Source organism: Mesorhizobium sp. CA7 (assembly GCF_020165015.1).
GTDB lineage: Bacteria > Pseudomonadota > Alphaproteobacteria > Rhizobiales > Rhizobiaceae > Mesorhizobium.
Genome location: NZ_JAIUHH010000022.1, coordinates 46,399 through 68,175 on the forward strand (window position 1 = coordinate 46,399; position 21,777 = coordinate 68,175).

26 protein-coding genes are annotated in these 21,777 nt (G+C 63.4%); 14 read left to right on the plus strand and 12 right to left on the minus strand.

What is annotated here, in order from left to right; all coding sequences use genetic code 11:
• Positions 1-74 precede the first annotated feature (74 nt).
• On the plus strand, positions 75-986 hold the full coding sequence (gene rpoH, locus LB552_RS26625) for an RNA polymerase sigma factor RpoH (RefSeq protein WP_095767360.1): 912 nt from the start codon (positions 75-77) through the stop codon (positions 984-986).
• Between the two features lie 268 nt (positions 987-1,254).
• Here the strand turns inward: rpoH and LB552_RS26630 are convergent, their stop codons facing one another.
• From LB552_RS26630 to LB552_RS26640, 3 genes are all read right to left on the minus strand, one after another.
• A complete protein-coding gene (locus LB552_RS26630) occupies positions 1,255-1,914 on the minus strand; it encodes a peroxiredoxin (RefSeq protein ID WP_140847021.1) in 660 nt (219 codons plus the stop codon).
• Between the two features lie 184 nt (positions 1,915-2,098).
• Positions 2,099-2,464 carry a cell division protein ZapA gene (locus LB552_RS26635; RefSeq protein ID WP_095767358.1) on the minus strand — a complete coding sequence of 122 codons (366 nt, stop codon included), beginning with the start codon at positions 2,462-2,464 and terminating at the stop codon, positions 2,099-2,101.
• 4 nt (positions 2,465-2,468) lie between these two features.
• Positions 2,469-2,741: a DUF4164 domain-containing protein gene (locus LB552_RS26640; RefSeq protein ID WP_023763725.1), complete on the minus strand. Its 273-nt coding sequence runs from the start codon at positions 2,739-2,741 to the stop codon at positions 2,469-2,471.
• A gap of 260 nt (positions 2,742-3,001) precedes the next feature.
• On the opposite strand from LB552_RS26640, the gene tkt reads away from it, so the two are divergent.
• The 6 genes from tkt to LB552_RS26670 all read left to right on the plus strand — a co-directional run bounded on the left by tkt (position 3,002) and on the right by LB552_RS26670 (position 11,707).
• On the plus strand, positions 3,002-4,993 hold the full coding sequence (tkt, locus tag LB552_RS26645) for a transketolase (RefSeq protein ID WP_224611134.1): 1,992 nt from the start codon (positions 3,002-3,004) through the stop codon (positions 4,991-4,993).
• A 147-nt stretch (positions 4,994-5,140) separates the two neighbouring features.
• Complete coding sequence (gene gap, locus LB552_RS26650; RefSeq protein WP_095767356.1) at positions 5,141-6,151, plus strand: type I glyceraldehyde-3-phosphate dehydrogenase; 1,011 nt, start codon at positions 5,141-5,143, stop codon at positions 6,149-6,151.
• Positions 6,152-6,422: 271 nt separating this feature from the next.
• Positions 6,423-8,312 (plus strand): potassium/proton antiporter, encoded by a 1,890-nt coding sequence (locus LB552_RS26655; RefSeq protein WP_224611135.1) that lies wholly within the window; start codon positions 6,423-6,425, stop codon positions 8,310-8,312.
• 160 nt (positions 8,313-8,472) lie between these two features.
• A complete protein-coding gene (locus LB552_RS26660; protein WP_224611136.1) occupies positions 8,473-9,669 on the plus strand; it encodes a phosphoglycerate kinase in 1,197 nt (398 codons plus the stop codon).
• A 117-nt stretch (positions 9,670-9,786) separates the two neighbouring features.
• Positions 9,787-10,812, plus strand: coding sequence for a class I fructose-bisphosphate aldolase (locus tag LB552_RS26665; protein ID WP_095767354.1), 1,026 nt, complete (start codon positions 9,787-9,789; stop codon positions 10,810-10,812).
• A 154-nt stretch (positions 10,813-10,966) separates the two neighbouring features.
• The gene (locus LB552_RS26670) at positions 10,967-11,707 is read left to right on the plus strand and encodes a DUF899 domain-containing protein (protein WP_224611137.1); all 741 of its coding nucleotides are present in this window, start codon (positions 10,967-10,969) and stop codon (positions 11,705-11,707) included.
• Between the two features lie 47 nt (positions 11,708-11,754).
• Here the strand turns inward: LB552_RS26670 and LB552_RS26675 are convergent, their stop codons facing one another.
• A complete protein-coding gene (locus LB552_RS26675) occupies positions 11,755-11,916 on the minus strand; it encodes a hypothetical protein (protein ID WP_108702902.1) in 162 nt (53 codons plus the stop codon).
• Between the two features lie 205 nt (positions 11,917-12,121).
• Here LB552_RS26675 and LB552_RS26680 point away from each other — a divergent pair, with 205 nt between their 5' ends.
• The 3 genes from LB552_RS26680 to LB552_RS26685 all read left to right on the plus strand — a co-directional run bounded on the left by LB552_RS26680 (position 12,122) and on the right by LB552_RS26685 (position 13,357).
• Positions 12,122-12,286, plus strand: a complete 165-nt coding sequence (locus LB552_RS26680; RefSeq protein ID WP_095767353.1) for a hypothetical protein — start codon at positions 12,122-12,124, stop codon at positions 12,284-12,286.
• Between the two features lie 207 nt (positions 12,287-12,493).
• Complete coding sequence (locus LB552_RS29715) at positions 12,494-12,619, plus strand: hypothetical protein (RefSeq protein ID WP_263481799.1); 126 nt, start codon at positions 12,494-12,496, stop codon at positions 12,617-12,619.
• An 18-nt stretch (positions 12,620-12,637) separates the two neighbouring features.
• Entirely contained in the window at positions 12,638-13,357 is a 720-nt protein-coding gene (locus LB552_RS26685; RefSeq protein WP_095767352.1) for a helix-turn-helix transcriptional regulator, read from the plus strand.
• Between the two features lie 70 nt (positions 13,358-13,427).
• Here LB552_RS26685 and LB552_RS26690 read toward each other — a convergent pair whose 3' ends face one another.
• The 3 genes from LB552_RS26690 to LB552_RS26700 form a co-directional block, all read right to left on the minus strand.
• Positions 13,428-14,126, minus strand: a complete 699-nt coding sequence (locus tag LB552_RS26690; RefSeq protein WP_095767351.1) for a DUF1013 domain-containing protein — start codon at positions 14,124-14,126, stop codon at positions 13,428-13,430.
• A 253-nt stretch (positions 14,127-14,379) separates the two neighbouring features.
• A complete protein-coding gene (locus LB552_RS26695; RefSeq protein ID WP_095767350.1) occupies positions 14,380-14,520 on the minus strand; it encodes a DUF1127 domain-containing protein in 141 nt (46 codons plus the stop codon).
• A 296-nt stretch (positions 14,521-14,816) separates the two neighbouring features.
• Positions 14,817-15,827 carry an NAD(P)H-quinone oxidoreductase gene (locus LB552_RS26700; protein WP_224611139.1) on the minus strand — a complete coding sequence of 337 codons (1,011 nt, stop codon included), beginning with the start codon at positions 15,825-15,827 and terminating at the stop codon, positions 14,817-14,819.
• Between the two features lie 207 nt (positions 15,828-16,034).
• Here LB552_RS26700 and LB552_RS26705 point away from each other — a divergent pair, with 207 nt between their 5' ends.
• From LB552_RS26705 to LB552_RS26715, 3 genes are all read left to right on the plus strand, one after another.
• Positions 16,035-16,229, plus strand: coding sequence for a DUF1192 domain-containing protein (locus LB552_RS26705; protein WP_095767348.1), 195 nt, complete (start codon positions 16,035-16,037; stop codon positions 16,227-16,229).
• Between the two features lie 81 nt (positions 16,230-16,310).
• A complete protein-coding gene (locus LB552_RS26710; RefSeq protein ID WP_224611141.1) occupies positions 16,311-17,558 on the plus strand; it encodes an MFS transporter in 1,248 nt (415 codons plus the stop codon).
• Positions 17,559-17,590: 32 nt separating this feature from the next.
• Entirely contained in the window at positions 17,591-17,866 is a 276-nt protein-coding gene (locus tag LB552_RS26715; protein ID WP_095767346.1) for an ArsR/SmtB family transcription factor, read from the plus strand.
• A gap of 61 nt (positions 17,867-17,927) precedes the next feature.
• On the opposite strand, the gene LB552_RS26720 is transcribed toward LB552_RS26715, so the two are convergent.
• The 4 genes from LB552_RS26720 to LB552_RS26735 form a co-directional block, all read right to left on the minus strand.
• Positions 17,928-18,422 (minus strand): SRPBCC family protein, encoded by a 495-nt coding sequence (locus LB552_RS26720; protein ID WP_224611142.1) that lies wholly within the window; start codon positions 18,420-18,422, stop codon positions 17,928-17,930.
• Positions 18,423-18,433: 11 nt separating this feature from the next.
• The gene (locus LB552_RS26725; RefSeq protein ID WP_095767344.1) at positions 18,434-18,769 is read right to left on the minus strand and encodes an ArsR/SmtB family transcription factor; all 336 of its coding nucleotides are present in this window, start codon (positions 18,767-18,769) and stop codon (positions 18,434-18,436) included.
• A 6-nt stretch (positions 18,770-18,775) separates the two neighbouring features.
• Positions 18,776-19,432, minus strand: coding sequence for a glutathione S-transferase family protein (locus LB552_RS26730; protein WP_224611144.1), 657 nt, complete (start codon positions 19,430-19,432; stop codon positions 18,776-18,778).
• Positions 19,433-19,525: 93 nt separating this feature from the next.
• The gene (locus tag LB552_RS26735) at positions 19,526-20,266 is read right to left on the minus strand and encodes an alpha/beta fold hydrolase (RefSeq protein ID WP_411966406.1); all 741 of its coding nucleotides are present in this window, start codon (positions 20,264-20,266) and stop codon (positions 19,526-19,528) included.
• A 174-nt stretch (positions 20,267-20,440) separates the two neighbouring features.
• On the opposite strand from LB552_RS26735, the gene LB552_RS26740 reads away from it, so the two are divergent.
• Positions 20,441-20,959: a winged helix-turn-helix transcriptional regulator gene (locus LB552_RS26740; RefSeq protein WP_224611146.1), complete on the plus strand. Its 519-nt coding sequence runs from the start codon at positions 20,441-20,443 to the stop codon at positions 20,957-20,959.
• A 236-nt stretch (positions 20,960-21,195) separates the two neighbouring features.
• Here the strand turns inward: LB552_RS26740 and LB552_RS26745 are convergent, their stop codons facing one another.
• Positions 21,196-21,597, minus strand: coding sequence for a hypothetical protein (locus LB552_RS26745; RefSeq protein ID WP_140545089.1), 402 nt, complete (start codon positions 21,595-21,597; stop codon positions 21,196-21,198).
• Between the last annotated feature and the right edge of the window lie 180 nt (positions 21,598-21,777).

Sequence of the window (21,777 nt, forward strand, 5' to 3'; positions counted from 1 at the left end):
TGAGCCTTTGGCATCCGTGACGAACGCCCGCCGCGTTTCGGGGGCATCCACTCCAAAGAGAGAGGGGCGCTATCATGGCCCAATCATTACCCAGTATCGTTTCCGGTGAAGGCGGTCTCGCCCGTTACCTGGAAGAAATCCGCCGCTTTCCGATGCTTCAGCCGCAGGAAGAGTACATGCTCGCAAAGCGTTATGCCGAGCATCAGGACACCACGGCTGCGCACAAGCTCGTCACCAGCCATTTGCGGCTCGTCGCCAAGATCGCCATGGGCTATCGCGGCTACGGCCTGCCGATCGGCGAGGTGATCTCGGAAGGCAATGTCGGCCTCATGCAGGCCGTGAAGAAATTCGAACCGGAGCGTGGTTTCCGGCTCGCCACCTATGCCATGTGGTGGATCAAGGCCTCGATCCAGGAATACATCCTGCGCTCCTGGAGCCTGGTCAAGATGGGCACCACCGCCAACCAGAAGCGTCTGTTCTTCAACCTGCGCAAGGTGAAGGGCAAGATCCAGGCGCTCGACGATGGCGACTTGAAGCCCGAGCAGATCGCCGAGATCGCCACTCGCCTCAACGTTTCCGAGGCCGAAGTGGTGTCGATGAACCGCCGCCTTTCGGGCGACGCTTCGCTCAACGCTCCGATCCGGGCGAGCGAAGGCGAGTCCGGCGAATGGCAGGACTGGCTAGTCGACGATCACGAGAGCCAAGAAGAAATGCTCATCGAGCAGGACGAGCTGGAAAACCGGCGCACCATGCTGTCGGGCGCCCTGTCGGTGCTCAACGACCGCGAGCGGCGCATCTTCGAGGCGCGTCGCCTGGCGGAAGAGCCGCTGACGCTGGAAGAACTCTCGGCCGAGTTCGACATCAGCCGCGAGCGCGTGCGCCAGATCGAGGTGCGCGCCTTCGAGAAGGTGCAGGACGCGGTCAAGGCGGCCGCCAAGCGCCAGACCCAGGCACTGCGGACCATCGAGGCGCAGCCGGCGGCGTAAAGCCACCCGCGCACTGAGCAGCAAAACGGCGGCGCCAGAATCTGGCGCCGCCGTTTTTTTGGCGAAAGCGGTCGCGCGCCCCTTTCTCCCCGTCACTATACGGGGAGAAATGTCCGGTAGGACAATGAGGGGCAGCGCCGACGCTGCGAGGTTGTCGTTCAGGGCAACAATCGCTTCAAAGGGCCGGCGCGCTGATCCTCGACTGCCGCGCCGCTCCTCATCCGCCCTTCGGGCACCTTCTCCCCGTGGAACGGGGAGAAGGAAAGGCTCAGGCCGTCGGCTGCTTGGTCTTCCTGAGGTACGGCAGCACCGTCTCATACGCGCCGAAACGCTTGATCGCGTCCTCGTTGGAGACGGCGGCGGTGATGATGACGTCGTCGCCCTGCTTCCAGTTGGCCGGCGTCGCCACCTGGTGCTTGGCCGTCAGCTGGATGGAATCGATGACGCGAAGGATCTCGTCGAAGTTGCGGCCCGTGGTCATCGGATAGGTCAGCGCCAGCTTGATCTTCTTGTCCGGGCCGATGACATAGACCGAGCGCACGGTGGCGTTGTCGGCCGGCGTGCGGCCCTCGGAGGTCTCGCCGGCGCCTGCAGGCAACATTTCATAAAGCTTGGCGACCTTGAGATCCTTATCACCGATCAAAGGATAGTTCACCGTCTGGCCGGTGGCGGTCTTGATGTCGGCCTGCCACTTCTCGTGGCTCGACACCGGATCGACCGAGATGCCGATGATCTTGACGTTGCGCTTTTTGAACTCGCCTTCGAGGCCGGCCATGGTGCCGAGCTCGGTGGTGCAGACCGGCGTGAAATTCTTCGGGTGGCTGAACAGCACCGCCCAGCCGTCGCCGATCCAGTCGTGGAACTTGATGGTGCCCTGCGTGGTTTCGGCCGTGAAATCCGGCGCGACATCGTTGATACGAAGACTCATGACCTATCCCTACCCTTTTGATGAAACGATGGCCGGCGCGGCCGGCAAGCATTCTAAGCTACCACCATCGCGGCATCGGTCAAACGCCAGGAGCCGTAACCTAGCTCGCTGCAGCCAAATATTTTTTTGGCGAGCACGGCGACGCTCGGCAGGATTTTTCCACTTTTGCGAGAGGGTGGGCCGCTCAGGCTTTCCTTATCGCGAGCGTCGCCGTGAGGTCTTCCATGCGCTGCGCGAGCGCGCCGAGCGCGGTCGTGAGCACGCTGTCGCTCTTGTCGGCCTTGGTCAGCGCCTCGTCGCGCGTCTTGCGCAAGGTCAGCACTTCGCTCTCCATGCCTTTGACACGCTTGGTGAGCTCCGAGAGCTCGTCCATCACCATGATGCCGGCCATGACGGTGAGTCGCTGATCGCCGATCTCGCCGAAGGAATCCTTCAGGTGCGAGACATAGCGGTCGAAGCGCTCGGCAAGGTCGATCAGATGCTCTTCCTGGCCTTCGTCGCAGGCCATGCGATACTGCTTGCCGTCGATGGAAACCGTGACCTGTGCCATTGCCTTACCTGTCCAGGACCGCGCGGATGGTTTCCATGGCGGTCACCAGCCGCCGCGACACTTCCTTGTTGGCGTCCTCCAGCCGCTCGGCGCGCGCTTCGGAATTGTCGAGCTCCTGCGCCAGGCGCGAACGATCGGCGTTCATGCGCTGCACCTCGGCCTCGGCTTCCGAATAATCGCGCTCATGCTCGAGCTTCGCCGCCACGGCGTTTTCCAGCCCTTCCATGGCCTTGCCCAGCCTGGCGATGACTTCCTTGAGGGTCGTTTCCCCGGTCATGGCTTCGTCCTATGCCCTGCCCATCACCGAATCGCACGCGTTCAGAATGCGTTACCTGGGAAAGATTAGGCGCCGGGTGAAGGGCGCGTCAACAAAGCTCTCGCGACTGTCCCCCGCTATCGCTAATGTAGGCGCCGGGTGCCATCACAAGCCCGGCAAAATCCATCCCGATTTGTTGACTAAAAGACCGTGCCTGCTATGTGTCGCGGCATCCTTTTCCAAGGGTTCTCCCCAGGCTCCAACTCACTTCCGGAGGAAGCATGACCTCGCGTGAACAACATGATCGGATGGCCAACGCGATCCGTTTCCTTTCCATGGACGCCGTCGAGAAGGCGAACTCCGGTCACCCAGGCCTGCCCATGGGCTGCGCCGACATCGCCACGGTGCTGTTCAGCCGTTTCCTGAAATTCGACGCCAAGGCACCGCACTGGGCCGACCGCGACCGCTTCATCCTCTCCGCCGGCCACGGCTCGATGCTGCTCTATTCGCTCCTCTACCTCACCGGTTATGAGGACATGACGATCGACCAGATCAAGAATTTCCGCCAGCTCGGCTCCAAGACCGCCGGCCATCCCGAATACGGCCATGCCGCCGGCATCGAGACCACCACCGGCCCGCTCGGCCAAGGTCTTGCCAATTCGGTCGGCTTCGCGCTCGGCGAGCGCATCATGAACGCCGCCTTCGGCAACGACCTCGTCAACCATTATACCTATGTGCTGGCCGGGGACGGCTGCCTGATGGAAGGTGTATCCCAGGAAGCCATCGCGCTGGCCGGGCATCTGAAGCTCAACAAGCTGATCGTCTTCTGGGACAACAACAACATCTCGATCGACGGTCCGGTCTCGCTGGCCGACAACACCGACCAGGTCGCCCGCTTCCAGGCCTCGGGCTGGAACGCCAGTCACATCGACGGCACCGATCCGGAAGCGATCGCCTATGCCATCGAGGCGGCGCGCCATTCCGACAAGCCGACGATAATCGCCTGCAAGACCACCATCGGCTTCGGCGCCCCGACCAAGGCCGGCACCAACAAGGCGCATGGCTCGCCGCTGGGCGCCGAGGAAATCGCCGGCGCGCGCAAATTCTTCAACTGGGACTCGCCGCCCTTCGAGATTCCGGCCGACATCCTCGACGCATGGCGCGCCGTCGGCACGGGTGGCGCCAAGGCCCGCGCCGATTGGGAAGGCCGCCTGGCGAAGGCCGAGCCGAAGCTCAAGGCCGAGTTCGAGCGCCGCCTCGCCGGCAAGCTGCCCTCCAACTTCGACGCCGTCATCGCCGACTACAAGAAGCAGCTGTCGGCCGACAAGCCGAAGGTCGCCACCCGCAAGTCGTCGGAGATGGCGCTGGAAGTCATCAACGGCGCGGTGCCGGAAACGATCGGCGGCTCGGCCGACCTCACCGGCTCCAACAACACCAAGACCAGCCAGACCAAGAACATCACCCCCGACGATTACGGCCAGCGCTATGTCCATTACGGCATTCGCGAGCACGGCATGGCGGCGGCGATCAACGGCCTGACCTTGCATGGCGGCCTGATCGCCTATGGCGGCACCTTCCTGTGCTTCTCCGACTACGCCCGCCCGTCGATGCGCCTTGCCTCACTGATGGGCATCCGCTCGATCTTCGTCATGACGCATGATTCGATCGGCCTCGGCGAGGACGGCCCGACCCACCAGCCGGTCGAGCATCTGGCCGCACTTCGCGCCATCCCCAACCACAATGTCTTCCGCCCGGCCGACGCGGTCGAAACCGCCGAATGCTGGCAGATCGCGCTGGAATCCGAAAAGACGCCCTCCACACTGGCGCTGACCCGCCAGAACCTGCCGACCGTGCGCACGGAGCACTCGGCGACGAACCTCTCCAGCCGGGGCGCCTATGAGCTGGCCGCCGCCGGCGGCGAGGCCGTGGTGACGATCTTCGCCACCGGCTCCGAGGTCGAGATCGCGCTTGGCGCGCGCGACCTGCTGGAAAAGCACGGCCATCCGACCCGCGTCGTCTCTGTGCCCTGCTTCGAGCTGTTCGACCAGCAGAGCGAGGATTACCGCAAGAAGACGATCGGCAACGCCAAGGTGAAGGTCGCGATCGAAGCCGGCATCCGCCAGGGCTGGGATCACCTGATCGGCACCGACGGCATTTTCGTAGGCATGCACGGTTTTGGCGCCTCCGGCTCGATCGAGCAGCTCTACCCGCATTTCGGCATCACCGCCGAAGCTGCCGCCAAGGCGGTCGAAGCCCGGCTACACGGCGAGTAGGAGAATTGCCTCGGGCCCGGCAGCCCGATTAACGGTTTTGCCGGGCTGGACCAACCTAATCGATTTAAATGCGACCTTCTGCGGCTGGATTCTTGCGCCTTCCGCCGTTATGACACTGCGGACCCATCCGCCCCAAGGGAGAGAACAATGACCGTCAGAGTTGCCATCAACGGATTTGGCCGCATCGGCCGCAACATCCTGCGCGCCATCCATGAATCCGGCCGCAAGGACATCGACGTGGTCGCCGTCAACGACCTCGGCCCGGTCGAGACCAACGCGCACCTGTTGCGCTATGATAGCGTGCATGGCCGCTTCCCGCATGAGGTGACCGTCGACGGCGACCAGATCTCGGTCGGCAAGGAGAAGTTCAAGGTCACCGCGATCAAGGATCCGACCCAGCTGCCCTGGAAGGAGCTCGGTGTCGACATCGCGCTCGAATGTACCGGCATCTTCACCGCCCGCGACAAGGCCGCCGCGCACCTGACCGCCGGCGCCAAGCGCGTTCTCGTCTCGGCCCCGGCCGAAGGCGCCGACCTCACCGTCGTCTACGGCATCAACCACGACAAGCTGACCAAGGACCACATCGTCATCTCGAACGCGTCCTGCACCACCAACTGCCTGGCGCCGCTGGCGGCCGTGCTGCACGAGACCGTCGGCATCGAGAAGGGCATGATGACGACGATCCACTCCTATACCGGCGACCAGCCGACGCTGGACACCATGCACAAGGATCTCTACCGCGCCCGCGCCGCGGCGCTGTCGCAGATCCCGACCTCGACGGGCGCCGCGAAGGCGATCGGCCTTGTCCTGCCCGAGCTCAAGGGCAAGCTCGACGGCATTTCGATCCGCGTGCCGACCCCGAACGTCTCGGTTGTCGACTTCAAGTTCATCGCCAAGCGCTCGACTTCCGCTCAGGAGATCAACGAAGCGGTCATCGCCGCGTCCAATGGCAAGCTGAAGGGCGTTCTGTCGGTCACCCATCACCCGAACGTGTCGATCGACTTCAACCACGACCCGCATTCCTCGATCGTGGCACTCGACCAGACCAAGGTGATGGACGGCAACTTCGTCTCGGTGCTGTCCTGGTACGACAACGAATGGGGCTTCTCGAACCGCATGGGCGACACCGCCGTCGCCTTCGGCAAGACCATCGGCTGATCGCTCGTCAATTTACAGTTCAAAACGCCCGGCTTCGGCCGGGCGTTTTCGTTTAAGTCTCGGCGGATCAGCGCACCATGGTGACTAGCCGGAACACCAATCGCGTCGTCATTCCAGAATCCGCGGCTGAGCTTCGCTCCTGCTTCGCCCTGGAATGACGAAGTTTGGAAGCATTGAACCCAAAAAACATCCTGTTGCCTTGCACTGGTCATGTCTTCGCCCCACTCTCCCGTAAAGCCACAAGCAGAGGGATTTGGAGGGGCAATAGCGGATGGAGCATGCGATCTATCTCGTGACGCTGGTCGGCACGGCGCTCATTGTCGCCGCCGCGTTTTCGAGCCTGATCGCCTTCCGCTTCGGCGCTCCTTTGCTGCTGCTCTTCCTCTGCATCGGGCTTGCCACCGGCGTCGACGGCCTCGGCATCGAATTCGACAATGCGCGGCTGGCTTATTTTGCCGGCTCACTGGCTTTGGCCGTGATCCTGTTCGATTCCGGTTTCGGCACGCCGCTCAACGCGCTCAGGCAAGCAGCCGGGCCGGCGCTGTCGCTGGCCACGATCGGCGTTATCCTGACCACAGCCATCTTCAGCGCCGCCGCTTCCTATGTTCTCAAGCTCAGCTGGCTGGAATCCTCCCTGCTTGGCGCTGCCGTCGCCTCCACCGACGCGGCCGCCGTCTTCTTCCTGCTGCGCGCCGGCGAGATCCATCTGCGCGAGCGCGTGCGCGCGACGCTCGAGGTGGAATCCGGCACCAACGACCCGATCGCCATCTTCCTCACCATCACCCTGGTCGAGATCATCGCCGCGCATGCCAACCCGGAAGCCAACGTGCTGGCCACCAACCTTTTGCTCGGCTTCCTCGCCAATATGGGGCTCGGCGCCGTCATCGGCGTGCTCGGCGGTTTTGCCATCGTGCGTCTGGTCGAGCGGTTGAATCTCGATCACGGCCTGCTGCCCATCTTCGTGCTGACGCTATCGCTGATGGTGTTCGCGGCAGCCGGCGCCGTCGGCGGCTCGGGTTTCCTCGCCGTCTATCTTGCCGGGCTGATCGCCGGCAATTCCGACATACGCGCCGTCACCATCCTGAAGCGTTTCCAGGACGGCATGTCGTGGCTGGCGCAGATCATCATGTTCCTGATCCTCGGCCTGTTCGCCACACCCTCGCAATTCCCCGAAATCCTTGTGCCGGCGATCCTGCTCGGCCTGTTCCTGATCTTCGTCGCCCGCCCGGTCGCCGTCTGGCTTTGCCTGACCCCGTTCCGGCTGCCGCGGCCAGAGGTCGCCTTCGTCTCCTGGGTCGGCCTGCGCGGCGCGGTCTCGATCCTGCTCGCCATCACGCCGCTGCTCGGCGGGCTCGAGCACGGCCGGCTGATCTTCAACGCCGCCTTCATCATCGTGCTGGTGTCGCTGGTGGTGCAGGGCTGGACGGTCGGTCCGCTGGCGCGCCGCCTCGGGCTGATCGTGCCGGCCCGTCTTGGGCCGCTGGACAAGGTTGAGCTCGAATTGCCGGGCTCGGCACATCATGAGCTGCTCGCCTATCGCGTAGCACCCGGCAGCCCGGTGGCGCGGGGCGAGCGCATCCCGCGCTGGGCGAGGCCCTCGCTGGTGCTGCGCGACGGCCGCTCGATGCGCTTCCAGGACATGGGCCGGCTGGCGGCCGGCGATCAGGTCTACATCTTCGTACCGGACCGCTACCCGCGTCTGCTCGACAAGCTTTTTGCCAGCCGCGCCGTGGTCGATCCTGAGGATGCCGACTTCTTCGGCGCCTTTGCCGTCGATCCGGCCCGCTCGGCCGCGGAGCTGGAAGCCGCCTATGCCCCCGGCCTGTCCGAGGCCGAGCAGAAGCTCACCGTTGCAGCGCTCGTTACCGAGCGGCTCGGCGGCCGTGCCGAATATGCCGACCGTGTGATGATCGGACCGATCGAGCTGATCGTGCGCGATGTCGATGAGAAAGGCAGAATCACCGGCCTCGGCCTGTCCTTCGAGCCGACCGCGCCGGTCGCGCGCGTGCCGGTGTTCATGAGCGCCGGCGAGATCGGCGATCGCATCGCGGCGCTGATCCGCAGCTGGCGCAGGCCGACGGCGAAGCAGGCAGCCGACGACGTGCCGGTTAACACGGTGGCGCCCGCAGCGGACGGGCAGAAGGCAACCGGCGAAGGCTGATGTCTCACGGCGACATCATTTTTGCGCGCGCGCCATCGACGCGGCCCTTGCATCGTCCTTCGCGCCGAGTAAGGTCGCCGCGTTTTCGCTAGAGCAATTTCACGAAAAGTGTGGGCGGTTTTCCGTCCGGATTGCGTCAAGGCACCAGGAAGGAACGACCATGGCCGGCTTTAAGACACTCGATGATATCGGCGCCGTCAGCGGCAAGCGCGTCCTGGTGCGCGTCGACCTCAACGTTCCCGTCGCCGACGGCAAGGTGACCGACGCCACCCGCATCGAGCGCATCGGCCCGACCATCGCCGAGCTCTCGAAAAAGGGCGCCAAGGTCATCCTGCTTGCGCATTTCGGCCGCCCCAAGGACGGCCCGTCGGACGAATTCTCGCTGGAGCCGATCGCCAGGGCCACGGCTGACGTTCTCGGCCGCCCGGTCGGTTTCGCCGCCGACTGCATCGGCGCCAAGGCCGCCGAAGCCGTCGCGGCGATGAAGGACGGCGACGTCCTGCTGCTCGAGAACACTCGCTTCCACAAGGCGGAGGAGAAGAACGAACCGGCCTTCACCGAACAGCTCGCCGCCAATGGAGACATCTATGTCAATGACGCCTTTTCGGCCGCGCACCGCGCGCATGCTTCGACCGAGGGTCTGGCGCATCATTTGCCGGCCTATGCCGGCCGCACCATGCAGGCCGAGCTCGACGCGCTGGAAAAGGGCCTCGGCGATCCGGTACGGCCGGTGGTGGCCATCGTCGGCGGCGCCAAGGTCTCGACCAAGATCGACCTGTTGATGAACCTGGTGAAGAAGGTCGATGCGCTGGTGATCGGCGGCGGCATGGCCAATACCTTCCTTGCCGCGCGCGGCACCGATGTCGGCAAATCGCTCTGCGAGCATGACCTCGCCGGCACCGCCAAGCAGATCATGATCGAGGCGGCGGAAGCCGGCTGCGCCATCATCCTGCCTGCGGACGGCGTGGTCGCCAAGGAATTTAAGGCGGGCGCCGCCAGCGAGACCGTCGCCATCTCGGACGTGCCGGCCGACGGCATGATCCTCGATGTCGGCGCAAAGACCGTGCAGAGCGTCAACGACTGGATCGACCGCGCCGCGACGCTGGTCTGGAATGGGCCGCTCGGCGCCTTCGAGATCGAGCCCTTCGACCGCGCCACGGTGGCCGCGGCAAAGCATGCCGCCGCACGCACCAAGGAAGGCAAGCTGGTCTCGGTGGCCGGCGGCGGCGACACGGTGGCCGCGCTCAACCATGCTGGTGTCGCCGACGACTTCACCTATGTCTCGACCGCCGGCGGCGCGTTCCTCGAATGGATGGAAGGCAAGCCGCTGCCCGGCGTCGAGGTGCTGAAGCGGTAAACAGTCCGAGACTAGGCAAAGCCCGCACGGCTTTCAATCGATTCTAGCTTTCCGGCGTCATTCCTTTGGCGGTAGTGTTCTGCTAGCGCGGAATAAACGCAGCGTAGGAGAGCACCCATGAGCGAACGTCTCGAAGATATCGCCGCCGCTATGGTGAGCGGCGGCAAGGGCCTGTTGGCGGCCGATGAGAGCTCCGGCACCATCAAGAAGCGTTTTGACGTCATCGGCGTCGAATCCACGGCCGATAACCGGCGCGACTATCGCGAGATGATGTTCCGGTCCAAGGAGGCGATGTCAAAATACATCTCCGGCGTCATTCTCTACGATGAGACCATTCGCCAGAAGGCCGCCGACGGCACACCGCTGGTCGACATCATCAAGGCGTCCGGCGCCATTCCCGGCATCAAGGTCGATCTCGGCGCCAAGCCTCTCGCCGGCTTTCCCGGCGACACCATCACCGAGGGCCTGGACGGGCTGCGCGAGCGGCTCGCCGATTATTACAAGCTCGGCGCCCGCTTCGCCAAATGGCGCGCGGTGATCGACATCGACACCAGCAAGGGCGTGCCCTCGGCCAATTCGATCGCCTCGAACACCCACGCGCTGGCCCGCTATGCCGCGCTATGCCAGGAGGCCGGCATCGTGCCGATCGTCGAGCCGGAAGTGCTGATGGACGGGGCGCATTCGATCGACACCTGCTACGACGTCTCCAAGGCGACGCTGATCAAGCTCTACGACGAGCTTTACGCGGCCCGCGTCGTGCTGGAAGGCTCGATCCTGAAGCCGAACATGGTCATCTCCGGCAAGAAGTCGGGCAAGAGCGACAGCCCGGAGGAAATCGCCGAGAAGACGATAAAGCTGTTCCGCGAGGTGGTGCCGTCGGCAGTGCCGGGCATTGCCTTCCTCTCCGGCGGCCAGGAGGACGAGGAGGCGACCGCCAACCTCAATGCCATCAACGCCATCGGCCCGCATCCTTGGAAACTGACCTTCTCCTATGGCCGCGCGCTGCAGGCCGCGCCGCAGAAGGCATGGAGTGGCAAGGCCTCGAATGTTGCCGCCGGCCAGGCTGCCTTCACTCACCGGGCCCATATGAACCATCTGGCGGCGCTCGGAAAATGGCAGCCGGCGCTGGAAAAGGCCGCCTGACGCCATCTCTGAGCAGTGCATAAAACCCGGGCCGGCAGCCCGGGTTTTTGCTTTTTGCGAGCCGCGTTCCCACTTGTCAGGCGCCGACCGCTATCGACCATGTCGGATCGCGCCGATGTCGAACGTCCTTGGCAGGAGAGGACAGGAGATGGTCATGCATCGCAATGCCGTGGTTTCGCGCGAAGACTGGTTCGAAGCGCATCGCAAGCATCTCGAGCGCGAGAAGGAGCTGACAAAGTTCCGCGAGCTTATCGCCGCGGAGCGGCGGCAGTTGCCCTGGTTCAAGCTGCGCAAGGATTATGTTTTCGAGAGCGAAGCAGGGCCGAAGCATCTTGCCGAGCTGTTCGCCGGCAAGAGCCAGCTCATCGTCTATCATTTCATGATGGCGCCGGGCTCCGACCACCGCTGCGAGGGCTGCTCGTTCCTCGCCGACCATATCGATGGCGCCGACCGGCATCTGAAGCATCATGACGTCTCACTGGTCGTCATCTCGCGTGCGCCGCTGGCCGAAATCCTGCCTTACAAGCAGCGCATGGGCTGGAAGTTCGACTGGGTGTCGTCCTATGCGTCCGATTTCAACTTCGACCTGCAGGTCTCCTTCACCGACAGGCAGATCGCGGCGGGCGAAACCACCTATAATTTCGAGAAGCGCCCGTTGCGGTCGAAAGACCTGCCCGGCACCAGCATCTTCTATCGCAACGAGTGCGGCGACATCTTCCTCACCTTCATGTCGCGGGCCCGCGGCGGCGATGCGCTGATCGGCGCCTATCACTATCTCGACATGACGCCGAAGGGCCGCGGCGAGACGGGTCCCTATCACAACCTGATGGACTGGGTGCGCCTGCATGACGAATATCGGGACAAAGACAAGGATCGGTCGGACTGCTGCGCGTGAACGGCAGGACGCGCCACTCGCGGGCGGTCCCCTGAATATGGACAGGGCTATGCCCAGTGTCCAAGCACCGCCGCCAGCGAGATCGCGGCCATCGCAAGCAGCGCCAGCTTCCAAAAATCGCCGCGCCGCTTCAGCCCCGGCCAGCCCAGCGGCTTGATGACCTGGATCAGCATGATGCCGCAGATGACAAGGGCGAGCAGTTTCGTCATGCCGCCTTTGACCAGCATCGATGGCGACTGTCAAAGCTGTTCTCGAGCGCACCCTCGGGCGGAGCATTCCTGACAGAAATAGGGCCTATTCGAACGCTGCGAGCGGCCCCGCACCGTCTTCCTCCGCACCCTGCCAACCTCCTGACAGACTGCTGTCAGGAGGGGTGTGAGATACTCTTCCCATCAAAAAGAGAGGAGTGAGGTCATGAACGGTTTTACAATTCTGCGTAGTGTGCAGCATTATGTCGGCAGAATCCGCACCGTGCGCAACGAGATTCGCACCCAGCGTTTCCTGAACACCTTGCCGGCGGACATCCGCAAGGACATCGGCTGGCCGGACCTTTACCAGGGCCGCGTGCGCGAAAACTGAAATTTTGCTGCTGCGACTTGGATTATGGCGGCAGCGCGCCCAGATGTAATGGCGGCCAGCGATGTTGAGTTCAGGGAAAGAAGCCTTTGTTTGCCGGTAGCTTCGCCGCAGCCTACTGACAGTATGTTGTCAGGAGGCATGCGGTAATTGGAGCGGCTTAGATCCTGACAGCAACGAACATGGTTCGACGATCCGGAGTAATCCGCAATGGTGAGAAGCTGGAACGACAAGCTGAACGCACCTGGCGTCAACCACATCAAGCCGTCGCCGCGACTGTCCTTCGGAGCGAAATTCGTTGCCGCGCTGCGCAAGCGCGAAGGGCTTATGCCATAATCCTCGGGGGATCTAGCGATGCGTCGTGCTGACAGGCTTTTCCAGATCGTGCAGCATTTGCGGGGCGGCCGGCTGGTCACCGCGCAGAAGCTAGGCGCATGGCTCGAGGTGTCCGAGCGCACCATTTACCGCGACATAGCCGACCTGCAGTCGACCGGCGTGCCGATCGATGGCGAAGCGGGCGTCGGCTACATGATGCGGGAGGGATTCGACCTTCCCCCGCTGATGTTCACACGTGACGAGATCGTGGCGCTGGTTGCCGGCGCCCGCATGGTGCGCGCCTTCGGCGGCGCTACGATGGCGAGGGCCGCCGACGAGGCGCTGGTCAAGATCGGCGCCGTGCTGCCCGACACAGAGAAGGACCGCATCGCCCGCACCGAGATCCACACGCCGATGTGGGTGGTGAGCGACGCCGCACGGGAAGCGATCGACCTGATCGAGCGCGCCATCGAGAAGCGCCAGGTGCTGACCATCGACTATTCCGACGAAGCCGGCCGCGGCACCGCGCGCGACATCAGGCCGTTGGGGCTGTGGTTCTGGGGCAAGGTCTGGACACTGGTCGCCTGGTGCGAGATGCGCGATGATTTCCGCGCCTTCCGCATCGATCGCATCGCCTCGGTCGTCATTGCCGGCCGCATCTTCAAGCCGGAGCGCGGCAAGCAGCTCGCCGATTTCTACCGCGCCGTCGAGCGCTCAGAGGATTACGGCATGGCCCCCGACCGCGCCGCGCGGACGTGACTTCCTCCCAAGCCATTGTCCAATAAAAAAGCCCGCTTCGAGCGGGCTTTTTTATTGGATGCCGGGACGCTTACTCCTGATCGTCGTCTTCGTTCTTGTCCTTCGACTTGAGCGCCGAAAGCTTGGCGAAGACGGCGTTGGCATCGAGCTCCTGGTCCTCATCCTTCGGCTTCTCCGGCGCCGGCACCAGCCGTTCGGTGAGCGCGGCGGGCAGCAGCGTATCGCCGACCGGCTGCGCCGGCTCGCGGCCGCGCGAGGCGCGGTTGACTTCGAGGTCCAGGTCGATCTGCGAGGTGAGGCCGAGCGTCACCGGATCCATCGGCTGCAGATTGGCCGAGTTCCAGTGCTTGCGTTCGCGGATCTGCTCGATCGTCGACTTGGTGGTGCCTACGAGACGGGCAATCTGCGCATCCTTGAGCTCGGGATGGTTGCGCACCAGCCACAAGATGGCGTTCGGCCGGTCCTGGCGCTTCGACAGCGGCGTGTAGCGCGGGCCTTTGCGCTTCGATTCCGGCACCCGCACCTTCGGCTCCGACAGCTTCAGCCGGTAGTTGATGTCCTTCTCGCCGCGCGCGATCTCGTCGCGCGTCAACTGGCCGGTGATGATCGGGTCCATGCCCTTGATGCCCTGGGCCGACTCGCCGTCGGCGATCGCCTTGACCTCCAGCGGATGCAGCCCGCAGAACTGCGCGATCTGCTCGAAGGAAAGCGCGGTGTTGTCGACCAGCCAGACGGCGGTCGCCTTGGGCATCAGCAGCGAATTGGCCATGTCAAAAATCCTTCTCGTTCGCCCGCGTTCCCGCGCGGGCGGTGGTTTTAGAGCCACCAAAATGGGAAATTCGCGGCCTGTATAAACGCTCCCTCCAATTTTCGCAATGTTTTTGGGAAGGGCCGATTCAAGGCCCTAAAAGACAAAACCCGCTGGACGAGGTCCAGCGGGCTTGGAACCGGAAACAAAGCAAGCGTCTCTACGGCTCTGGCTTGCATGTCGCAGCCCGACCGCGAGGCCGGGCTGCGTCTGATTACACCGCCTGGCGGGCGATACGCTCGATGTCGGCCCGGTTGATGCCGAGGTCGCTCAGCTGGCGGGCATTGAGCTTGTTCAATTCGCGCACGGTCTCGTTGTACATGCGCCACTTACGGAAAGCACTGATCGGGTTCATGATGGTTCTCCAGTCGTTTGGTCAAATCGTTTGATGCCGCGTAAATAGGCACTCCTGCCCACAAATTGAACGGACGCTTTTGCATGGCCGCAATGCGTTTTGTGCAATGCAGCATTAAGGTTTCGTTCAGCTTGGACCGGACACCCGCCGACGCCAGGATGGGTCGAGATTCAGGTCGGGCCGAGTCGAAAATGGTGGACTTCGAGAACCGGAGCGGAGCGTACTTTAGTACGTGAGCACCGGAAGCGCAGAAGCCCGGCATTGGCAGGCCGGCCTCACCTGAATAACGACCCATCCTACTCCACGTCGAGGACGATCTTGCCGATATGCTCGCCCTCTTCCATCCGCTCGTGCGCCCGCCAGGCTTCGGTCAGCGGAAAGATCATGTCCATCACAGGAGCCACCTTGCGCGTGCCGAGCAGTGGCCACACCTGGGCCTCCAGCGCGGCTGCGATCGCCGCCTTGAACTCGACGGTACGCGGGCGAAGCGTCGAGCCGGTATGGGTCAGCCGCTTCACCATGACCTTGGAGAAGTCGGCGCTGGCCACGGCCCCGGCCTGCACTGCGATCTGTACGATGCGCCCTTCGACGGCCGCGGCATCGTAATTGCGCCCGACATAATCGCCGCCGACCATGTCGAGGATGACGTCGGCGCCCTTGCCATCGGTCGCATCCTTCACGGCGGCGACGAAATCCTCCTCGCGGTAGTTGACTGCCCGGTCGGCGCCGAGCTTCAGGCAGGCGTCGCATTTCTCCTTGCTGCCGGCGGTGGTGATCACAGTGGCGCCGAAGGCCGAGGCGAGCTGGATGGCGGTGGTGCCAATGCCGGACGAACCGCCATGGACAAGCAGCGTCTCGCCTTTCTTCAGGCCGCCGCGCTCGAATACATTGTGCCAGACGGTGAAGTAGTTTTCCGGAACCGCGGCGGCTTCCGAATGCGTGAAACCCGCCGGCAGCGGCAGCACGCTGCCGGTATGAACCTTGACATATTCGGCATAGCCGCCGCCCGGCGTCAGCGCGCAGACCCGGTCGCCGATGCGCCAGCGCGATATCTCGTCGCCGAGCGCCGCGATTTCGCCCGACGCTTCGAGGCCCGGCAAGTCGGATGCACCGGGCGGCGGCGGATAGGCGCCCTTGCGCTGCTGGACGTCCGGCCGGTTGACGCCGGCCGCGTGCACCCGGATCAGCACTTCGCCGGGGCCGGGCACCGGCACGTCGCGCGTTTCCGGCTTGAGCACCTTTGGCCCACCCGGTTGCGAGATCGCGATGGCCGTCATCTTCGCCGGAATCTTCTGTCCGTTTGCCATGATGTCGTGTTCTCCCTGTATCCCGGTCTATCGCCGCCCGTTTGCATCTGCCTGGAGCAGTTCGGCGCTTGAAGAAGCGCCAACCTGCTCCAACTCTTTGTTCTTACGCTATTCCGGACGGAAAACCGCTACGCACTTTTCCCGGAATTGCTCTATGTATGCCGATTGCCAAATCAGGCAAATGGCCGAGTAAGAGAGGAGCGACGGATGGCGATCTTCGACGACGAACCCAGGAAAAAGCAGCGCCCGCACGAGATCGGCCAGGACCTGTCTTTGCTGTCCGTCGACGAATTGTCCGAGCGCATCGCATTGCTGCGCGACGAGATCGCCAGGCTGGAAGCCGAGCGCACCGCCAAGGGCGCCACCAAATCCGCCGCCGAGTCGCTGTTCCGCCGCGGATAAATTGTTCGGCGTGCTCTCTCGCCGCCGAAAAGCCCGAATACATCTGTCTTCAGGCCCTGCGTCTCGAACCCGGATCAAGCGATGTTTGCAACCTACAGACCGATCCTCTCGCTGCTGCGCGGCACCGCGTTCCTGCTCGCCGCATCCGGCCTGCACGGGCTGCTCCTGCCGCTGCGCGGCCAGGTGGAAGGCTTTTCGACTGCATCGCTCGGCCTGATGGGCACGGCCTGGGCGGGCGGCTTCGTCACCGGCTGTTTCTTCGCGCCGCGTCTTGTTCGCCGTGCCGGCCATGTCAGGGCTTTCGGCGCCTTCGCCGCGTCCGGCGCGATCATCGCGCTGCTCACCGGCCTCATCATCAACGAATATGTCTGGATCCTTTTGCGCGCCTTCACAGGCTTCACCATGGCCGGCGCCTTCATGGTGATCGAGAGCTGGCTCAACGAGAAGGCCACCAACGAAAACCGCGGCACCGTCTTCGGTCTCTACATGATGGTCACCTATGCCTCGATCATGGGCGGTCAGATGATCGTCGCGGGCGGCGACGTGCGGTCTGCCTCGCTGTTCATGATCACCGGCATCCTGTTTTGCCTGTCGCTCATTCCCACCGCCGTGTCGACGCAGTCGCATCCCAAGCCCCTGCAGGACGTCAAGCTCGACGTCAAAGGCCTCTACGCCAATTCGCCGGTGTCGGCCGTGGCCTGCCTCCTGATCGGCATTGCCAACGGCGCCTGGGGCACGCTCGGCGCCGTCTATGGCGCCCGCATCGGCATCTCCACCGCCGAGATCGCTCTGATGATGAGCCTTGTGGTCATCGCCGGCGCCGCCATGCAGCTTCCGGCCGGGCGTCTCTCGGACACGACCGATCGCCGCTTCGTGCTGGCCGGCGCGGCCTTCGGCGCGGCGCTAGTCGCGGTGCTGATCTTCCTAGTCGCGCCGCGTTCGGGTGTTTTCGTCATCGTGCTGACCGCCGCCTATGGCGCCTTCGCCTATACGCTCTATTCGATCGCCGTCGCGCATGCCAACGACCACGCCCGCGCCGAGGACTTCGTCAAGGTTTCCGGCGGCCTGTTGCTGCTCTACGGTTTCGGCACGATGATCGGCCCGCTCCTGGCCGCGGCCTTGATGGGTTCGGTGCGTCCGGAGGGCCTTTTCCTTGCAACCGCGCTCGCCCATCTCAGCCTCGCCGGCTACACGCTGCTGCGTATCCGCGCCCGCGCGCCGGTGCCGATCGAAAACCGCGATGCCTTCAAGACGCAGCCCGCGGACCGCGCCGTCACGCCCGAGGCCACGCGGCTCGATCCGCGCAGAAAGGTTGAAACCGATAGTTGAGATTCGCGAGACTTTGCCTCACAAATAAAGGCATGATGTTTTCTGACGCCTTTATGGCGATAGCCGATCCCAACCGGCGCTATCTCTTGGAAGAACTCCGGCGCGGCCCAAAGACGGTGAACGAATTGGCCGCCGGATTGCCAGTCTCACGCCCGGCGGTCTCCCAGCATTTGAAGGTCCTGCTGGACGCCGGCCTAGTCAACGCCAAGCCCCAAGGCACGAGGCGCGTTTATACTGTCAGCAGCGCCGGCTTCCTCAGGCTCAATATCTGGCTCGACCAATTCTGGGAAACGGCGCCTGGGGAATAGTCTTTGGCGTTTGATGCATGTCGCTCAGAAGTGTGCAGCGGTTCTGAGACAACGACAGGCGTCAAGACCCAAAGCGCGATGCGCTTTGGCCGGAGCCCTCAGCTCCCAGTGCCGTCCCGAGCGCGTCGAGCAATTCGCCGGTGCCGTGCTCGCGGGTGGCCGGTGAGTCGATGCCGTCGAAAAAGGCGCCCTGTTCCGTCAGGATGAGCCGCGTTCCCTTGCCTTCGGCGATGAGCTCGATCGTCGCAAGCGACACGGAGACTCGGGTTTCGCCGAACAGAAGCTCATAGCTGTAGACGATGCGCCGGTTGGGCACGATATCGTGATAGATCGCGTTGTAGAAATGCATCTGTCCGTCGCTGGGACAGCCGGCATTCACTTCCTTGCCGCCGACCCGAAAATCCATCTCATGCCGGCTGGGCATGGGGTTGTCGGGGTCAAAGAACCAGCGCTTCTTCGCCGTCGGATCGCTCAGCGCGAAATAGACCTTCTCCGGCGCCGCCGGATAGACGCGCTCGATGACGAAGGTGGAATGGACGACGGATCGTTCGCTCATGACGGGACCCTTCAGGTTTCATCTTTCGTTTCAGCGAGGAAATCGCCGAGGCGGTCGAGCCGACGCTCCCAGGCAAGCCGCCGCTCGTTGATCCAGTGCTCGGCGGCCCGAAGCGCCTGCGGCTCGATCCGGCAGGTCCGCACCCGGCCAAGCTTTTCGGTCCGCACCAGGCCGCTTGCCTCAAGCACGTTGAGATGCTGGACGACGGCCGACAACGACATCGCTAACGGTTCAGCAAGCTGGCTGACCGAAGCCGGCCCGCGCGACAGACGGTCCACCATCTGCCGCCGCGCCGGGTCGGCGAGCGCCTGGAACATCAGGTCGAGCTGGGCGGGATCGTGGAGCATCTCGCTCTAGCCGTTATTGTACGGAAAGAGCTTGAAGTAAGGTCCCGCTTCCTCGATCACCCGGGCGAAGGACGGGCGCGCGAGCAGCCGGTCGTGGTAGCGTTTCAAGGCCGGGAATTTTTCGCCGAAGGGCTCGACCTTGTTGGCGTAGAACAGCGCCGGCGAGGCGGCGCAGTCGGCCATGGTGAAGCTTTCGCCTACGGCCCAGGTCCTTGCCGCCATCTCCTCGTCGACAATGGCGTAGGAGTTGCGCAGCTGCGCGCGGGCCTCCTCGACCCCGAACGGATCGGTCTTGTCCGTCGGCCGCAGCCTGTCGCCGACGATCTTCTGCATCGGATGCTGCACGTAGAAATCGTAGAAGCGGTCTGCCTGGCGGACCTGCAGGGCGAGATCGATATCGGCGGGAATGAGCTCGACCGGCCCGGGGTAATGCGCGGCGAGATATTCGACGACGATGGTCGATTCCAGCATCGTGCGGTCCCGCGCATCGTCACGCAGCGCCGGCATCTTGCCGGTCGGCGACACTTTCAGGAATGCGGCGCGGGAAGCCTCGTCGCCGAGGTCGACAATGACCGGCTCGAATGGCGTGTCGTTCTCGTAAAGCGCGATTAGCGGCTTCCAGCAGAACGAGGCCAGCGGGTGGAAATGCAGCGTCAGGGACATTCCGGCTCTCTTTCGCATTCGGATAATCGATACTGAAGTAACTACTTCACTATTGTCGCGGACGGCTCGAGTCAAGCCGGCGTCTTGCCGGCGCTAGCCATGTGCGGCGATGGCTTCGACGATCTGTGGCCAGTCGTTGCGATGTAGTTCGTGGCCACCGCCTTCGACCTTGACCAGCCTCGCGCCAGGAACGGCTTCGGCCAAAGCTTGGCCATGCTCGATCGGGAAGAGCGGATCGGCGGTGCCGTGGATGACGAGCAACGGCACGCGAAGATCCCGCACCGTCCGCTGCGAGCCGCCGCCTTTGAGCAGGAAATGGTTGGTCGCGCTGGCGAGACCGCCGGAGCGGTCGTAATCCTCCTCGATCATCTTGCGCGTCCGCCCCTCATCGAACGGATGGCGAGTGCTGGCAATGGCACGGGCATCCTTGACCATGAAGTCGAGCACCTGCTCCCGCTTCGACCAGTCGACGTTGCCGCCTTCGGCCGAGTGCTGCTTGTAGGCTTCGGTCGTTCCGGGCAGGGCGGACGTATCGACGCCGAGCGGCGAACAGGAGATCACGGTGAGCGCGCTGACGCGTTCGGGATATTTCAGCGCCACGCTCTGCGCGAGCATGCCGCCCATCGACATGCCGGCGACATGCGCTCTGGTGACGCCATGGTCGTCGAGCACGCGCATGGCGTCGTCCACCATGTCCTCGAACGTGTAGGACGGCACGCCCGGTGGATATTTCGTCGACAGGCCGGTGTCGCGGTTGTCGTAGCGGATGACGAAGCGGCCGCGCCCGGCAAGTTGCCGGCAGAAGGCTTCCGGCCACCACAGCATCGAAGCCATGGCGCCCATGACCAAAAGGATCGGCGGATCTTCGGACTGCCGAAGCTTTCCGAAATGATGTCGGGAAGCTGCGCCGCGTTGGTCATCTACTCCTCCTATCCGATTGCAATTTGCAATCAGTTGCACGATAATCAAACCGATATCATAATGCAACTGGTTTTTCTGGAGAGTGCCATGAGCATCGACCGTCGGTCCGGCTGCCCGATCAATCTGTCGCTCGAGGTCTTTGGCGACCGCTGGAGTCTGATCATCCTGCGCGACATGATCTTCGGCGGCAGGCGCCATTTTCGCGAGTTGCTCAACGGCTCGCTGGAAGGCATCGCCTCCAACATCCTGGCCGACCGGCTGAAGCGGCTGATGGAGCTCGGTCTGCTGACCAAGGCCGACGACCCCAGTCACAAGCAGAAGGCGATCTACAGCCTGACCGAGATGGCGATCACGCTGGTGCCGATCATGGCGCAGCTCGGGGCCTGGGGACGCGTCTGGCTGCCGGTCACGGAAGAATTGTCGATCCGAGCCGAGCTGCTCGAAAAGGGCGGTCCGCCGCTATGGGACCAATTCATGGACGAACTGCGTCACGAGCATCTGGGCGCACCCTCCAAGACGCCGCCGGGCACGCCGACCGTGCGCCAGCAACTGCGCGCTGCCTACGAGGAAGTGGTCGCGCGAAAAGCTGAAGCTACCGTGGATTGACCGCTTTCGTATCGGGGGTTTTGGAGATTAGCCGGAACGTTTCTCGCATCGTCATTCTATGGCGAAGCAAGGAGCGAAGCGACGCGCAGACCATAGAATCATTCCGTGACTTCGAAGCGTTGCTGCGGTGCAGAATTCTGCTCCGTTGCACGCCTTAGCGAAGGTAACGGCACGGATTCCAGGGTCTTCGCGACGGAGCTTCGCTCCTGCTTCGCCCTGGAATGACGTTGGAAGACCTAATTCAAATTGATATCCCGGCTGGCCGACCGCATCGACACCGAGAAGCCGGCCAGAACGTCGAACAGCGCGATGACCATCAGCGTGAAGAACACCGAATGCGCCGCGCCTTTCACCAGCAGGAATTCGACCAGGAAGGCGATGAAGACCAGCGTCGACAAAAGGTGATCGAGGATCGAGGCATTGGTGGTGCGCACCGATTTTGAGATCTCGACGAACAGGAAGATCAGCCCGATCAGCACCATCAGGCCACCGAGCGTCATCGAGAACACGCCGCCCGACATCATGCGGAAGGAGAACATCTCGGTCGTCCAGGGATCGTCGCCGCCGCCGAACAATCCCAGCAGGCCGAGATTGTAGAGGACGAAGGGCACGATCAGCAGCGGGATGGCACCGAACATCTGGGCGACTCCATGGGCACCCCTTTTGTAAAATCCGCGGCAGGCGCGCCGTCAAGGCTTTTCGCCGGCGGCGGCGAACACGCTCTAAGACCTAATGAAATAACAATGTCAGCCGGTTGTCCGGCTTTTCTGCAGCCTGCGAGGCCCAGGTCTCCCTCAACCAAGGGCCGCACGCAAAAA